The organism is Sorangium sp. So ce302, from assembly GCF_051530145.1.
GTDB lineage: Bacteria > Myxococcota_A > Polyangia > Polyangiales > Polyangiaceae > Sorangium > Sorangium cellulosum_B.
Genome location: NZ_CP150326.1, coordinates 5,038,050 through 5,052,262 on the forward strand (window position 1 = coordinate 5,038,050; position 14,213 = coordinate 5,052,262).

Consider the following 14,213-nt stretch of genomic DNA (forward strand, 5'->3'; position numbering starts at 1 on the left):
GGTGGGCTGGGGAAACTACGGAATCATGAAAAGCTCGCGGGATGCATCAGGGATGCCACGCTCCGGAGGCCACTCCGATCCATCGAGGGTCGGCCGGGATCGGCTCGCCACGTGGACCTCGCCCATCATGCCGCGCGACGTGCTCGAGGATGTTGGCGAAAGCGGCGCACGCGCGTAATCCGCGGCCAACCCTACGGGCGATCACCCGGCCCCGGGATCTCGGGCCCTGGCAAGAGGACCTGAGAGCCCGCCATCAGCCACACGGCGATCGCGTGTTTCTCGGGGTTATACCAGAGCACGTCCAGCATACCGTCGAAGTTGAAGTCCCCGGACGTAGCGGGGCTCCAGCCGCTGCCGCTCGGCCCCGGGATCTCCGGCCCCGGAGCGAGGACCTGGGTCCCGTTCATCAGCCACACGACCATGGCGCTCTCGCCGGGGTTGCTCCAGAGCACGTCCGCCATGCGGTCGAAGTTGAAGTCCCCAGCGACGGTAGCCTTCCAGCCGCCGCCGCTCGGCCCGTGGAGCTCCGGCCCCGGAGCGAGGAGCCGGGTCCCGTCCATCAGCCACACGGCGATGGAGCTCTCGCCGGAGTTGAGCCAGAGCACGTCCGCCGTGCCGTCGGAGTTGAGGTCTCCAGTCGCGGTAGCCTTCCAGCCGCCGCCGCTCGGCCCGTGGAGCTCCGGCCCAGGCCAGAGGACCTGAGTTCCATTCATCAGCCAGACGGATATCGAGTTCCTCCCGGAGTTGTACCAGGGCACGTCCGGCAGGCCATCGCGGTTGAAGTCCGCCACGGAGATGGCGTTCCAGCCGTCGCCGCTCGGCCCCGGGAGCTCCGGCACGGGCCGGAGGACCTGGCTCCCGTTCATCAGCCACACGGCCAGCGAGCCCCTCTCGGAGTTGTTCCAGATCACATCCCGCAGGCCGTCACCGTTCATGTCACCTGGCTTGATGGGTCGCCAGCCGCTGCCGCTCAGCCCCGGCAGCTCCGGCCCGGGCCAGAAGACCTGGGTCCCGTTCATCAGCCATACGGCCAGTGAGCCGCTTGTGGTATCGACCCAGAGCACGTCGGTCATACCGTCGCCATTGAAGTCGCCTTGTAAGACCCGCCAGGCTCCGTCGCTCGCCCTCTGCCCCGCCACGCCAGGCGACGGGAGAGCGCGTCCGGCCGTATCGCGGTCCAGGTCGTTACCCGCACGAGAGACCGGCGGACGGATCGCCGCGAGCACACCCGCGAGCATCATGAGTTTTACCAAGCAGCGTAGGCCGGCTCGTTCGGAGACAGCGGCACCCAGTGTCCGCTGCCGGGACCCCTCTGCGGGGTTGAGCACGTGAGCCCAAGACCGTCCCGATGGCACGAGTCGGGCGCCACGTCCTCCCCGTCGGCGGCAAATCTCATGGAGATGTGCGTGCCACGAGCACCGTGGGTGCATGGCGACCTGGCCCGAGCGATAGCCCATCAGCACGTTGGGATGCCAAGTCGATCAACCAAGTTGCATGGCAAGGCGCATGCCGGCGCACGGACGGCTCTCGTCCAGACTTCTTCGCTCCGAGGGGCCTGCCAGGGCCCGCAAGGCTCGGGTGCGACCCGTGGGATGTGTCAACAATCCCTTCTGGAAGGGCAGAGGCTCGCCCATGGGAGACAACGTGGGTTCAATCTAGCGGTTGTACGAGCACGCGAACAAACACGCCACACCTGCGGCATCTTGACCGCTCGAGGACGCTCTGCGTGGGCATGAGCTGGCCGATGGGACGCCCTTCCCGAGGGGGAAAGGGCGGCACCGCTTTCGCATCGGCGGTCAGGTCCACTGACACCGGAGGATGCCATGATTCCGAGTCTGCATTCACGACCGATCGAACCCGACGGGGGGTGTGCCACGGCCCGTGAGCGCCGCGCTTCGTTGTCGTGTCCGTTGCACCGAGGCGCGCTCGAGGGGCGAAGGCAGAGCTCACGTCCAGACCGCCTGCTCGCCGCGCTCGTCCTCGCGGGAGCCTCTGTCCTCGTGAACGCGTGCGGCAAGTCGTCCTCGGACGAGCATGACGGTCATACGACGGGCGGTGGGGAAGCGGCCTCGGCCCCGTTCGATCGGCAGTTCATCGACATGATGACGCCCCATCACGAGGGCGCCGTGATGATGGCCATGACGGCCCAGGAGCGGGCCGAGCACGCGGAGCTCAAGGCGATGGCCGACGAGATCGTCTCCGCCCAGAACCAGGAAATCAGCCAGCTGAAGAGCTGGCGCGAGCAGTGGTATGGGAGCGGCGAGACGCCGCCCATGAACGAGATGCCCATGCTCCCCGGCATGGAGCACGACGCCACGATGGACATGGCGAGGGAGAGCGAGGAGCTGAAGACGGCGGAGCCGTTCGACAGGGCGTTCATCGACGCCATGATCCCGCACCACGAGATGGCGATCGACGCCGCCGAGATGGCCCAGCAGAAGGCCGAGCACGCCGAGATCAGGACGCTCGCCGCCGGCATCATCGAGGCACAGCAGAGGGAGATCGACCAGATGAAGGCGTGGCGAGCGGCGTGGTATCCGGAAGAGTAACGGCCGCGCCTGCCTTCCGGCGAGCCGGCGCCGGCGGCGCCTTCGGCATCGCAGGGGTGGCGCCCGGCCGAGGCGAGCCTCGACGAGGAGCAGCAGGTACGGCCACATCAAACATGGTGAAGTGACTGGATCGGTCACAACCGCCCGCTGAGCCCGACACCGGCTGCCGGGCGAGGGGCGCCATCTGCGCGCGTCGCGCAAGCCCTGCGCCGGCGCGCTGGCGGGGTCGCCGGCGGCGACAGGCGGTGAGCGCGCGGCACGACGTGTGCTGTGGGCCCCGGCATGAAGTCGAGACTGCTCGCCGCCATGCTCGCGCTGGCGTCGCTCGGCGGCGCGCAGGCCGCGCAGGCGGAGGAAGCCGGGCTGACGGCGATCGTCGCCGACGTACTCGCCCGGAACCCATCGCTGCGCGCGGGCGCGCTGCGGCGGCGCGCGTTCCAGGACGAGGCCGCGGCGGCGGGGGCGTGGCCCGATCCCACGGTCAGCGTGATGCTCGATCGGGTCCCGATGGGCGAGGAGATGCCCATGATCCGGTACGAGCTCTCGCAGATGGTCCCCTGGCCCGGGAAGCTCGACCTGACGCGCCGGGCGGTGGAGCAGCAGGAGAACAGCGCCGCGGCGGAGCTCGCGGTCCGTCAGCGCCGCCCCGCGCGGCGCCCTGGCCGGTCTCAGGGCACGCTCTGGTGCCCCGCGCCGGCTGCCCCGCCCGGCCGCATCTGCGCGACCTGCTGACACGCGGCGGCGCAGCGACGGCACTCGTCGGCGCAGGCCTTCATCTGCGCGTCACCCGTGAACTTGTCACAGCTCTGGGCGCAGAGCTCGCAGACGCTCGCGCACGCGGCCGTGACCTGGTTGTGTTGCGGCGAGCCGCGCATCAGGAACGTCGCGGTCGTCTCGCAGATCTTGGCGCAATCCTGCAGGAGCTGAATGTGGGAAGGCTCCGCGTGCGAGCCTCCCATATGGAGGCAGTGCTGGATTGACTGGACGCAGATCGACTCGCAGCTCTGGGCGTGGCTGGCCGTGTTCACGAAAGCCGTGCTCAGAGTGAAACCCTTGTGGGCCATGTGTCCCTCCCTTGTTCCGATGATGCTTCTCGATGCCTCGTGAGCTCGCCTCGCGCGCGCACAGGACGAGCCCGACTGGCAGGGCGAGAGACTTGTCGAATTCACCAGGCTCGTCATGTCAGAGCGCTCCGCATTCGCGGCTCGGATGGCGGCTGAACCAGCGCCGACGCCGCGCGTGCGTCGTGTCATTCTGCTCGCCCATGCGTCTGGGCTGCTCACAGGGCGATGCTTGGAACAGATCTGGGCGGATGGGATTCGAGGGGGGCGATGGGATCGATGTGACCTGCACGGTCACTTTCATCTATCCGGCCGACCAGGCTGTCGCCATCCGCGGCCGGTGCGCTGGCGAGAGCACGCGGCTCGCACCAGTTGGAGAGGAGGGGCTTGTCAGGCTGACCGGTTCCGACGAGGTGCCGTGCGTCGCGCGGAGAGGCTTGTCGGGCTTACCGGTTCCGACGAGGCGCCGTGTGTCGCAGCGCGCCGCCAAGGCACGGCCGCGCGGGCAGGGGAGCCAACGGCGTGGCTTGCTGGAAACCCCATCGGTCCCGCGCTCGCGCGGTCGCGTGCCGTGCTGCCCCTTGAAACTGAACCGTCTGGACGGTACAGTAACGACATGCCGCGGATCAGCCAGCGCGACCGCATCCTTGCCGCCGCCGCCGTCGTCGTTCGCCGTGACGGCAGCGACGCCATGACCTTCGATGCCGTCGCGGCCGAGGCCGGGGTGAGCAAGGGTGGGCTGCTCTATCACTTCGCTTCGAAGGAGGCGCTCGTCGGGGGCCTTGTGGAGGTGCTCGTCGCCGGCTTCGACCGCCGGCTCGCGCAGCTCGAGGACGGCAAACCGGGCTCTTTCGCGCGCGCCTACCTGCACGCCACCGTCGAGGGCGACGTGCCCGACCGGACAAGCGCCGCGCTGCTCGCGGCCGTCGCGCTCGCGCCCCACCTGCTGGAGCCGCTGCGCGAGCGCTACCGTGCGTGGGCGGAGCGGCTCGCGCGCGACGGCATCTGTCCCATCGACGCGCTGGTCGTCCGGCTCGCCGTCGACGGCCTCTGGATGGCGGAGCTGCTCGGGCTGGACCCGCTGCCACCCGAGCGACGGATCGAGGTCATCCGCCGCCTGCAGCAGCTGACCGAGGGGAGCGCTCCGTGACGCCGTCCTCTCGCTGCAAGGCGGTCCTGCGCGCGCTCGCATGGGGCTCGGTGATCGGCTCGTTTCCGGTCTGGTTCTCGGCGTTCCTTGTCGTGCCCTTCCTCCCGCTCTCGGTCGGGGGGCGCGCCGCCCTCGCCGCCGGGCTCATCGGGGCCGGCGAGGTCATGTTCTGGGGGGCGGGGCTGGTCCTCGGCGCCGAGGCGCTCGCGCGCTTTCGGCCTCCGAAGGTCAATACCGGCCGGAGCTTCCGCGACAAGCGGGTCGCGGTGGTCGGGGCCACGGGCGGGCTGGGCGAGGCCGTTGTGCGCGCCCTGGTGAGGGAGGGCGCGGAGGTCGTCCTCGTCGCGCGCGACGGCGCGCGCCTCGCTCGGCTCGCGGAGACGTACGGCGCGGCCCACCACACGGCCGAGCTCGCGGCGCCGCAGCTGCGCGACGTGGCGGCGCGCGTGGGGCCGGTCGACCACGTGGTGTGCGCGACCGGCGTCGACGTGCGCAAGGGGCTCGACACGCACACCGACCAGGAGATCGAAGCGGAGCTGGCCGTCGATCTCGCGGGGCCGATCCATGTGGCGCGCGCCTTCCTGCCGCGCTTGCGCCCAGGGGGCGTGATCGCCCTCTTCGGTGGCTTCGGTGACGGGACCCTCGCGCTGCCGTATTACTCGGTCGACGTGGCCGCGCGGGCCGGGCTGGCGGGCTTCTGCAGCGCGGTGAACCGCGAGCTTGCCGTCGAGGGGCGGGCCGAGCGCCTCTGTTATGTCGGCCCGGCGCCGGCGGACACAGCCGCCGAGCGCCCCTTTGCAGATCTCTGGCGCCGCGCGGGGAGCACGCTCGCGCCGCCGGAGAAGGTCGCCGACTTCGTGCTGGCCGCCCTGCTCGCGAGGAGGACGAGGGCCGTGATGGGCGCGTCCACGCGGATCTTGCTGCTGCTGCAGGCGTTCGCCCCGCCCCTGGTCGATCTCGTCATCGCCCGGCGCATCGGGCCGCACTTGCGGCACGCGTTCGGGGCGTCGGGGCGAGCGAGCGACTGAGCGCCGCGCCACCGGCGCTTCGGCGCTCCAGCCTCTCCACCGAGAAATGCACCGCCAGGGACGCCAAGAGTCTGTCCTCATGAGTGGGGGCGCGCTTGGCGGTTCGAAATTCTGGTCCTTTCAGGCAGTATCAACCCGCCTGTCGCTCTAAAACCACGTCTCCCAGCGGCCGCTGTCGATCTCGGCCGCGTGCACCGTCGCGGAGATGCGGTCGCGGTCGCCCGGGAACGGCTGTATCTGGTGCAGGCGGTAGCTGTCGATGACCAGCGCTCCGCCAGGGCTGTAGCCGGCGACGAGGCTCCGCGCGGAGAGCGCCTCGTCGCCGGGGTCGTCTCGCCCATCGTAGAGGACATCCCACAGCTTGAGCCCCCCGTCCGCGTCGGGGAGCTCCAGCATCACGACGACGGTGATCGCGCGGAGCCGGCGGGCAAGGTGGTAGTCGGAGAGCCCCTCCGTGTCGAAGTGCACGACGCCGCCTTCACGCGCGACCTTCTCCCCCGCGGGGAAGATGTGGACGCCTGGCCCGCAGAAGCCGCGCCGGGGCTGCGCGAGCCCGCCGGTGAGCGCAGCGACGAGCTCGCGCATCCGGCGCTGGAGCCCGGGGAGATGGCGCTCGACGCGGGCGTCGGAGGCCGCCGCGTCGGCGAAATAGACCCGGGAGCGCCCCTGCTCCAGGTGCGTGTAGAAGGCGCGCCCGAGCGAGAACTGCTCGCGTCCGAAGTCGGCAGTCCACTCGGCGCGGGCCGCGCGGACCCCGGCGACGAGCGCGGCGCGCTCCGCCTCGGAGAACACGCGCGGGACCTCGAGCGCGAAGTGGCGATCGAGCGCGTCGACCGGTCGGGGCGTCGCGCGCGGGGACGCGGGAGAGGGAGAGGTGGAGGACGAGGCGGGAGGGGGATCGAGCCGCAGTACGGAGGCGCGGCGCGCGGTCGGCATGGCCAAACCACCGTTAGCACCGCGCGAGGCGGCCAGCCAAGCAGCGGCGCGCCGGCCGCAGGCAGCGACGCGCCGGCCGCGCGGCGAGGCCCGGAACCCCAGCGGTTTTTCCCGCGCGAGCCCCCAGATCCGGGTTAGAGTGCCGCCGCGGGGAGCACCTTTTTGCGAGCGAGGACAGCGATGGTGTCGGGCAGGCGAGGGGAGAAGCGGCAGGAGCAGCAGGCGTTTGCGCTCAAGGGCACGATGCCCGCCATCACGATGCTCTGTCTCAAGACGGCGGATGTTTCGGCGGTCGCGCGTCAGCTCGCCGACCACATCTCGCAGATGCCGCACTTCTTCCTGCACCTGCCGATCCTGCTCGACCTCGCGGAGCTCGGCGACGAGCCCGTCGACCTCGGCTCCCTCGCGGGGCTGCTGAGGAAGCACAACCTCGTGCCCATCGCCGTGCGCAACCCGACGGACGCCCAGCGCGAGTGGGCCGTCGCCGCCGGCCTCGGCGTGCTGCGGACGCCGCTCACGCGCTCGTCGCGCCAGGCTGGGCCAGCCGAGGGGAGCACCCCGACGCCGGGGCCCGTGGCGGTAGGGCCCGCGCCGGACCGCGGCGCGCCAGGGGCCGCCGCGACGGAGCGCGGCGCGGCGGGGCCCGCCCGGCGCCCCAGGGACGCCGCGCCGCCGCCGGACGCGGCAGGGGAGCCGCCGCCGGCGGGGCTCACCGTGCGGCAGCCGGTGCGCAGCGGGCAGGTCATCTACGTGCCGCACGGCGACCTCGTGGTCCTCTCGCCGGTCAGCTCGGGCGCGGAGCTCATCGCGAACGACAACATCCATGTCTATGCGCCGCTCCGCGGCCGCGCCATGGCCGGCGCCCACAACAACGCGGACGCGAGCATCTTCTGCATGAGCCTAGAGGCGGAGTTCGTCTCCATCGCCGGCCGCTACCTCATGGCCGACGAGATCCCCGACGAGCACCGCGGCAAGCCCGCCCGCATCTCCGTGCAGAACGACGGGCTCGTGGTCACGCGGCTATAGGGGGCGTCATCGCGGCCGGAGCTCGGTCAGGACGAGGAGGTACTCCGGCGGGTTGTTCGGCGTCAGCTTCGCGTACGGGTTCTCCATCGTCGGGAAGCCGGTGAACCGCTTCGTGCTGTATTCGCCCCACGACGGGTTGTTGAAGAGCGGGATCACCGGCGCGGCCTGGACGAAGATCATCTGCAGCCCGTCCAGGATGCGCTTCTGATCGGCAGGGGCCGTCGCGGACTCGAACGCGTGGAACAGCACGTCGGCCTCCCTGGCGCCGAAACGGTGCCAGTTGCGCGGCGCCACCTCGCCGAGCGGCTTCACGAGATCTGCGCTCATCAGATCGCGGTAGAAATTGTACGGCGTTGGCTCGACGCTGGTCCAGCCCATCGACAGATCGAACAGGCCCTTCTGCAGCGCCGCGTAAAACGCGCTGAAGTCGTAGGTCTTCATCGACGCGGCGATGCCCACGCTCTCCAGGTTCTGCGTGATGATCTGGACCGCGCGGACCCAGTCGGACCAGCCGCTGACGACGTTGATCTCGAAGTGCATCGGCTTGCCGAGCCTCGTCCGGATCCCGTCCGCGCCCCTCGGATAGCCCGCCTCGTCGAGGATCTGGTTCGCCCGCTGCGGCTCGAACTTCACCCAGTCGCCGGCCTCCACCGCCTTCTCGCTGCGAAACCGCTCGTAGGAGTCGTCCAGCCCCGTCGCGTCCGCGCCATGCGTGTAGTTGTCCGCCGCGAGCTTGACGATCTGGTCGCGGTCGATCGCCATGCTGATGGCCTTGCGCACGCGCACGTCGTCGAACGGCTTCTTCGTGGCGTTCGGGTACAGCGTGGCGGTGCCCCCGACGAGCGGGAACCAGTAATGATGATTGGCCGGATCCTTGGCGACGAAGACCCGCTCGATGTCCGGCACGAAGGCGCCCGCCCAGTCGATCTCGCCGTTGACGAGCGCCAGGGTGACCTGGTCGTTGCTCGGATACGCCGGGAAGCGCAGCCCGTCGACCGCCGGCTTGCCCTCCTGCCAGTAGCGCGGGTTCTTGCCGAGCTCGTACACCTGGTTCTGGAAGACCTTCACCTCGGTGAAGGGCCCTGTCGCCACGGGGTTCTCGTTCGCGAACGCGACCGGATCGACGACGTCCTTCCACACGTGCTCCGGAACGATCGGCTGGTGGCCGATATAGCTGAGCCCGGGGACATAGGGCCGCCGCAGCGTGAACTCGACGGTGGTGTCGTCGATCGCCGTCACGGCGCCGAGGAACCTCCACACCCCGGCGAGATCGAGCGCCGCGTGCTTCTTGAGGAGCGCGAACGTGAACGCGACGTCCCTCGCCGTGAACGCCTGTCCGTCCGACCACTTGACGCCGGAGCGCGTCGTGAAGGTGAGCTTCTTGTTCGCGTCGCTCCACGCGTAGCTCGTCGCGAGCCACGGCGTGTAATCGCTCCGCATCGTGTTGTAGACGAGCATCGGCTCGTAGATGCCGGCGACCGTCGGGAAGCGCGCGCTCCCCTCGGGGAGCAGGGGGTTGAAGTTGCGCACCCAGGTGGCCTGCTGCTCCCTCGCGATCGTGACCACCGCGGCCCGCTTCGGCGGGGGCTGCTGCGCGGAGGCGGCCGCCGCCTCCTGCGCCGACCCCCCAGGCGCCGCCGCCCGCTCCGGATCGGCGGACGGGTTCTCGCTGCCATTCTTCGAACGACAGCCCGCCGCGGCGCAGGTGGACAGCAGCAGCGCCGACAGGACGAACGCGCGGCGCGGCATGGTTCGACTCATCCCAGACATCCACCTCTCCACGCGGGCGATCTCGACCCCCCCGCGACGCTCCGTTCCCGTGACCACTCCAGCGACGACGCCCGGCCCCCGCCGAGGCACCCATGCACGACGCTCGCCCCCGTGAACCATCGGGCCAGGTATCACCGCGCTCGCACTCTATCGGCGCATGTGAGCACATGTCAACTTGACCCGCTCGCTCGCGATTTCTGGATCTCCTCGCGCTCTCCCGCGAAACTGGCGGCGGCTCGGGGCCCCGACCGAGCGCACAGGAGGCTCCGCCGCGTGGAGCCCCTTCCGAGGAGCCGACCGTGACCACCCCCGTCTCGCGAACCTTCGTCGACCTGAGCCACACCGTCGAGCACGGCATGACGACGTACAAGGGCGTGCCGGCGCCCGTCGTCTGCGATTTCCTCTCGCGCGAGCAGTCCCGCGGCGTTTACGCGGAAGGCGTCGAGTTCCACATCGGCCGAATCGACATGGTCGCCAACACGGGCACCTACGTGGACAGCCCGTTTCATCGCTATGCGAACGGCAAGGATCTCGCCGGCTTGCCGCTCGAATCGCTGGCCGATCTGGAGAGCGTGGTGGTCGAGGCGCGGGGCCGGTCCGGCAGCGCGATCGACGCCGACGCCTTCGACGGGCTCGATCTCGCCGGGAAGGCCGTCCTCGTGCGCACGGGCTGGAGCGCTCACTGGCGCACAGACCGCTATTTCGAAGGACACCCGTACCTCACGCGGGACGCGGCGCGGCTCCTGGCCGGCGCAGGCGCCGTGTTCGTGGGCGTCGACACCTACAATATCGACGACACGGCCGATCCCGCGCGGCCAGTCCACTCCCTCCTGCTCGGAGCGGACATCCCGATCTGCGAGCACATGACCGGGCTCGATCAGCTCCCCGCCGCCGGAGCCCGCCTCTTCGCCGTCCCGGTGAAGGTCCGCGCCTTCGGCACGTTCCCGGTCCGGGCGTTCGCCATCGTATGAGCCGCGCAGGCCGCTCGGTGGAAGCTCGGTGAGTCGCGGGCTTCCCGGGGCGGCGGCGCGGCGCCGCGGTGTCCGCAGCCGGCTCAGCCTCCGTCGAGCGGGAAGAGCTGCAGGTTCACGGCGACGACGCGCTCGGGCGGCCGCGACTCCGCGATCACCGCGCGCATGTTCTGGAAATAGCTCACGTGGAGCTCGGAGAGCTTCTCGAGATCGGCCGCGGAGACCGTGAAGACGTTGAACGAGAAGCGCCCCTCGGCCTTGCGCGTGAGCCGCGCCAGCCCGACGCCGGCCCAGAAGCACTTGAGCCGGTGCTCCGCGTCCGGATCCGGGCGCGTGTCCACCGTCCGGATCGGCGCGACGATCCACCGCCCGCGGCTCCTCCGGATCTGGCCGGCCTCCGCGAGCCGATCCAGGCAGCGCGCCTCGTCCTCGACGGGGAACCCGAGCCGCCGCGCGATCCACCCCGGCTCGTGGCGCGGCAGCGCCCGGTAGGCCGGCAGCTCCAGCGCGAGCAGGACGGCGGGGAGCAGCGGCTCCTCGTAGACGGCGCGGCGCTGGGCCTCGAGCGTGCGCCACGCCGCGCTCGCCGCCGGGAGCGCCGCCGGGTCGGCGAAGAGCGCCACGAAATCGAGCAGGCGCAGCGAGCAGGCCTCGACCATCCGCAGGAAGTCGGGCAGCCGCGGCTCGGCCTCGCCCGAGAGCCAGCGCGCGACCGCGTAGCGGCTCCTGCCCGCGCGCCGCGCCACGTCGACGATGGGCGACATGGAGCGCATCTCCGAGAGGAGCGCCGCGACGCCCTCGGCCGACGCTGGATCGGCGCGCGCGAGCCACGCGGGCAGCGACGGGAAGAAGCGCCTCACCGCCGCCGCGACGTCGACCCCCGCGCGCCGCGCGGCGACGAGGAAGGTGGCCGCGGTCGGCCAGCGCCTTCCGGACTCCCACGTGTAGACGACGTTGGTGCGGAAGCCGAGCCGGCGGCTGAAGGCCAGCTGCGAGCGCCGGCCGCGCAGGGCGCGGATCAGCTCTTTTGCAAGGGATTCATGGTCCACATACCGCAGATTCGCACATGTGGAGGCCAGTTTGCCCTATGGAATGTGCGAAGCTGACCTGGCGTCGCGCCGACTGCGAACGCAAGGTACGCCGCAGGAGGTCGTGAACATGCGCGAGCAGCGTTGGCTTTCTTGGGTGATTGTGGCGGCGACGAGCGTCGGGCTCTTCGGCTGCGTCGACGAAGTAGATCGAGGTCCATCGGACAACAGGCCACAGGGCGGCCAGATCGGGGGGGTCTTCCGGGGGTGCGATGAGGAGGCGGAGGACATCGGCGCCGACGACGTCTCGCCGCTGGGCTTCTCGGCGCGGGACGTCGCCTCCGCCGTCGCCGGCGAGCGCTCTGTCCCGCTCATGTGGAGGGGGGACGAAAGCACGACAGCGACATTCTCCGTGGGCGAGCTCGTCGCCGCGCGTCTCGTGCGATCCACGGAGCCCGATCTGGGCGAATCGAGCGGCAGCGAGGCGCTGTACACCTCGCCTTGCTCCGATTACGTCCAGGTGGATGTTCCACTGCGCTTCTCGACCGAGGACGGGGTGTTCGACGAGTCGCTCGTGGTCAAGCTCCGCGCCTATCAGCCCGACGTTGCCGACTTCGTGCACTGGTTCGACCTCGCCGCGCTCCAGGGCTCGTACGAGGTCACCGGGATCGATCCCGCGGAGTTCCGGGAGGTCAGGGTCTTCCTGTACGGCAAGCTGAGCCCCGGCGCGATCGACGGCTCGATCGGCGGGAGGGGCGACGGCTACCCGATCGGCGGCAGACCGGAAGGCTCGGTCTACTCGGACTACACGGAGCTGTTCGACGTGGCAGAGTTCTGAGCGCGAAGCCACGGTCGCGGGCAGCCATCTGCGGTGGAGCATGGCTGTCCCTGAGGATGTGCAGCAGGTGAGGACCCCGGCGCGTTACTCCAGCTCGTCCGCCGCCGCTGCCTTCGTGGCGTTGATGTAACGCCTGACGCCGGCGACGGCGAGCGCGGCGCTCGCGCCGAGGATCTCGACCCCGCCATGGCCGCTCAGCGTGAGATCCAGCCCGCGGTCGCTCGGCGCGAGCGCGAGCGAGACCAGCGTCGGTGATGCGCCGAGCGCGCCGAAGCTCGCCGCCACAGGGCCGTCGAGCAGGCCCGCGAACGCCTGACGGTCGATGTACAGCTGCAGATGCGAGGCGCCCTTCGCGAGCGCCCGGGCCTCGGCGAACGACGGGGTCGCGGCCAGCGATTCCTTGTCCTTCCCGAAGCGCGCGGCGACCTGGGCGAGGTAGCGCCGGTCGCCCGCGCCGATCAGGATGAACCCAGGCCGGGTCTCGGCCCTCAGCTCGTTGCCGTCATCGAGATCTTGCGCGAGCGACCCAGGCTTGGCCCTGAGCTTCTTCGATGTCCGCTTCATGTGCGCGGCGACCGCGCCGAACACCTTCTTTTGCGCTGCCTCATCCGCGGTCGCCAGCGCGATCAGCACGGCGCTGTGCCTGAGCGCCTCGGCGCGCCTGGCGCCTGCGAGGCCGAGCTTGTGCTTCGGATCGCGGTAGATCCCGACCGCGGCCTCGCCGCCGAGCGCCCTGTCCACATCGCCGAGCTCGAGCCCTACCTCGGCGAGCGCGGCCGCGGCCGCGGCCGCGGTGGGCTCGCCGGCGAACCCGTCGAAGGCGCCGAGGACATCGCTCACCGTCTTTCCCGGCGACCGCTGAAGGGACAGCCCGAACGTCACAAGCGCCCCCTGGGGCAGCTTCGCCACGGCGGCATGGTCCGTCGCCGCGAGCACCGTGCCGAGCGCGGGAACTTCCGGTCCAAAAAGCGCGAGCTCCACGTGGAGCCCGGGCGCGTCCTGGTGGATGGGAACGGCGATGAAGAGCCGCGAGCCGGGCTCGGGGCCGGTCGCGCCGCCGCCTTGCAGCCGGTGGAGGTCGATCGCGAGCCAGGGATCCTTCGCGCGCTTGGCCTGGAAGAGCGCGGACGTCTTGAACGACGGCTCGCGCTGCCCCGCGACGCGCAGGGCCCTCGAGAGCGGCTCTGGCCGGGCGCAGACGAGGGCGACCCGCGCCTCGGCGAGCCACGCGCCGTGGGCGATCACGTCGTCCTCGTCGCCTCGGAGCGCGAACCTGCCCTCGCCGGCCTCGCGCGGCAGCTCCTTCAGCAGCCGCTCGACCGGGGCTCCGTCGCGGAACCGCGCCGCCACGCAGCCGTTCTCGACGATCGCCCCGAGGGATTCGCGTGGAGCCGCCTCGCCCCCGACGAACACCGTGGCGCCGTCGAACGACGCCATCAGATCTCGGGCGAGCTCAGGATTCAGGCCGGGCTGGCGCGCCAGGACCGCCGCGAGGAGCTCCTCCCGGATGGCCGGCGCAACGCCGGCGAGGAGCGCGCCGGCCTGCGGGACGCTCGCTACCAGCACCGCGTCGCCGGGGATGACGTCGACGAGCGACTCCACGCTTCGCGGCATCTCGGGGCCGCCCGGCGGCGCCGTCCCCGCGAGCGCCGGGGCCGGGGCCGAGCGCGGCGGCGTCGCCGCGGGGGGCCCTCCGCAGGACGCGAGCGCGACCAGCCCGGCCATGGTGAGAAGTCTGGGAAACGCTGGGCGCATGGACAGGCGGGTTCTCCTCATGGACGTGCGCTGTGGTACACCCGACCGGCTCAGGCGTCTCCGTCAAAGCGCCTGAGCGGCCGGGAAGCGCATGCCCCGGT

Annotated in this window: 13 protein-coding genes; 7 read left to right on the forward strand and 6 right to left on the reverse strand. The window is 70.9% G+C overall.

Annotated features, from left to right (window positions below; translation table 11 throughout):
- Nucleotides 1-191 precede the first annotated feature (191 nt).
- Entirely contained in the window at nt 192-1,457 is a 1,266-nt protein-coding gene (locus WME73_RS19095; protein WP_437916612.1) for an FG-GAP repeat domain-containing protein, read from the reverse strand.
- Nucleotides 1,458-2,000: 543 nt separating this feature from the next.
- Here WME73_RS19095 and WME73_RS19100 point away from each other — a divergent pair.
- Nucleotides 2,001-2,549 (forward strand): DUF305 domain-containing protein, encoded by a 549-nt coding sequence (locus tag WME73_RS19100; protein ID WP_437872728.1) that lies wholly within the window; start codon nt 2,001-2,003, stop codon nt 2,547-2,549.
- A gap of 282 nt (nt 2,550-2,831) precedes the next feature.
- Nucleotides 2,832-3,281 (forward strand): hypothetical protein, encoded by a 450-nt coding sequence (locus WME73_RS19105; RefSeq protein WP_437916614.1) that lies wholly within the window; start codon nt 2,832-2,834, stop codon nt 3,279-3,281.
- Here the strand turns inward: WME73_RS19105 and WME73_RS19110 are convergent.
- The gene (locus WME73_RS19110; RefSeq protein ID WP_437746837.1) at nt 3,218-3,613 is read right to left on the reverse strand and encodes a four-helix bundle copper-binding protein; all 396 of its coding nucleotides are present in this window, start codon (nt 3,611-3,613) and stop codon (nt 3,218-3,220) included. The two genes, WME73_RS19105 and WME73_RS19110, sit on opposite strands and share 64 nt — an antisense overlap.
- A 613-nt stretch (nt 3,614-4,226) precedes the next feature.
- Between WME73_RS19110 and WME73_RS19115 the strand changes: the two genes are divergently transcribed.
- Together WME73_RS19115 and WME73_RS19120 are read left to right on the forward strand one after the other, a co-directional pair.
- Nucleotides 4,227-4,760 carry a TetR/AcrR family transcriptional regulator gene (locus tag WME73_RS19115; protein WP_437916616.1) on the forward strand — a complete coding sequence of 178 codons (534 nt, stop codon included), beginning with the start codon at nt 4,227-4,229 and terminating at the stop codon, nt 4,758-4,760.
- Complete coding sequence (locus WME73_RS19120; RefSeq protein WP_437916617.1) at nt 4,757-5,788, forward strand: SDR family NAD(P)-dependent oxidoreductase; 1,032 nt, start codon at nt 4,757-4,759, stop codon at nt 5,786-5,788. The genes WME73_RS19115 and WME73_RS19120 overlap by 4 nt, the downstream gene beginning before the upstream one ends.
- Nucleotides 5,789-5,935: 147 nt before the next feature.
- Here WME73_RS19120 and WME73_RS19125 read toward each other — a convergent pair whose 3' ends face one another.
- Nucleotides 5,936-6,724 carry a hypothetical protein gene (locus WME73_RS19125; RefSeq protein WP_437746840.1) on the reverse strand — a complete coding sequence of 263 codons (789 nt, stop codon included), beginning with the start codon at nt 6,722-6,724 and terminating at the stop codon, nt 5,936-5,938.
- Nucleotides 6,725-6,904: 180 nt separating this feature from the next.
- Here WME73_RS19125 and minC point away from each other — a divergent pair, with 180 nt between their 5' ends.
- Entirely contained in the window at nt 6,905-7,750 is an 846-nt protein-coding gene (gene minC / locus WME73_RS19130) for a septum site-determining protein MinC (protein ID WP_437746841.1), read from the forward strand.
- A 6-nt stretch (nt 7,751-7,756) separates the two neighbouring features.
- Here the strand turns inward: minC and WME73_RS19135 are convergent, their stop codons facing one another.
- Entirely contained in the window at nt 7,757-9,499 is a 1,743-nt protein-coding gene (locus WME73_RS19135) for an ABC transporter substrate-binding protein (protein WP_437917409.1), read from the reverse strand.
- Nucleotides 9,500-9,819: 320 nt separating this feature from the next.
- On the opposite strand from WME73_RS19135, the gene WME73_RS19140 reads away from it, so the two are divergent.
- Entirely contained in the window at nt 9,820-10,491 is a 672-nt protein-coding gene (locus WME73_RS19140; protein WP_437746842.1) for a cyclase family protein, read from the forward strand.
- A gap of 83 nt (nt 10,492-10,574) precedes the next feature.
- Here the strand turns inward: WME73_RS19140 and WME73_RS19145 are convergent, their stop codons facing one another.
- Entirely contained in the window at nt 10,575-11,540 is a 966-nt protein-coding gene (locus WME73_RS19145) for a DUF4423 domain-containing protein (RefSeq protein WP_437916619.1), read from the reverse strand.
- A gap of 109 nt (nt 11,541-11,649) precedes the next feature.
- Between WME73_RS19145 and WME73_RS19150 the strand changes: the two genes are divergently transcribed.
- A complete protein-coding gene (locus WME73_RS19150) occupies nt 11,650-12,357 on the forward strand; it encodes a hypothetical protein (RefSeq protein ID WP_437916620.1) in 708 nt (235 codons plus the stop codon).
- An 84-nt stretch (nt 12,358-12,441) separates the two neighbouring features.
- On the opposite strand, the gene WME73_RS19155 is transcribed toward WME73_RS19150, so the two are convergent.
- The gene (locus tag WME73_RS19155; protein WP_437916621.1) at nt 12,442-14,082 is read right to left on the reverse strand and encodes a hypothetical protein; all 1,641 of its coding nucleotides are present in this window, start codon (nt 14,080-14,082) and stop codon (nt 12,442-12,444) included.
- Nucleotides 14,083-14,213 lie beyond the last annotated feature (131 nt).

Excerpts from the sequence above, each read along its gene's own strand:
- WME73_RS19095 (WP_437916612.1), bottom strand. The coding sequence starts at position 1,457 with ATGGGCTATCGCTCGGGCCAGGTCGCCATGCACCCACGGTGCTCGTGG.
- WME73_RS19105 (WP_437916614.1), top strand. The coding sequence starts at position 2,832 with ATGAAGTCGAGACTGCTCGCCGCCATGCTCGCGCTGGCGTCGCTCGGC.
- WME73_RS19110 (WP_437746837.1), bottom strand. The coding sequence starts at position 3,613 with ATGGCCCACAAGGGTTTCACTCTGAGCACGGCTTTCGTGAACACGGCC.
- WME73_RS19115 (WP_437916616.1), top strand. The coding sequence starts at position 4,227 with ATGCCGCGGATCAGCCAGCGCGACCGCATCCTTGCCGCCGCCGCCGTC.
- WME73_RS19125 (WP_437746840.1), bottom strand. The coding sequence starts at position 6,724 with ATGCCGACCGCGCGCCGCGCCTCCGTACTGCGGCTCGATCCCCCTCCC.
- minC (WP_437746841.1), top strand. The coding sequence starts at position 6,905 with ATGGTGTCGGGCAGGCGAGGGGAGAAGCGGCAGGAGCAGCAGGCGTTT.
- WME73_RS19135 (WP_437917409.1), bottom strand. The coding sequence starts at position 9,499 with ATGCCGCGCCGCGCGTTCGTCCTGTCGGCGCTGCTGCTGTCCACCTGC.
- WME73_RS19150 (WP_437916620.1), top strand. The coding sequence starts at position 11,650 with ATGCGCGAGCAGCGTTGGCTTTCTTGGGTGATTGTGGCGGCGACGAGC.
- WME73_RS19155 (WP_437916621.1), bottom strand. The coding sequence starts at position 14,082 with ATGGCCGGGCTGGTCGCGCTCGCGTCCTGCGGAGGGCCCCCCGCGGCG.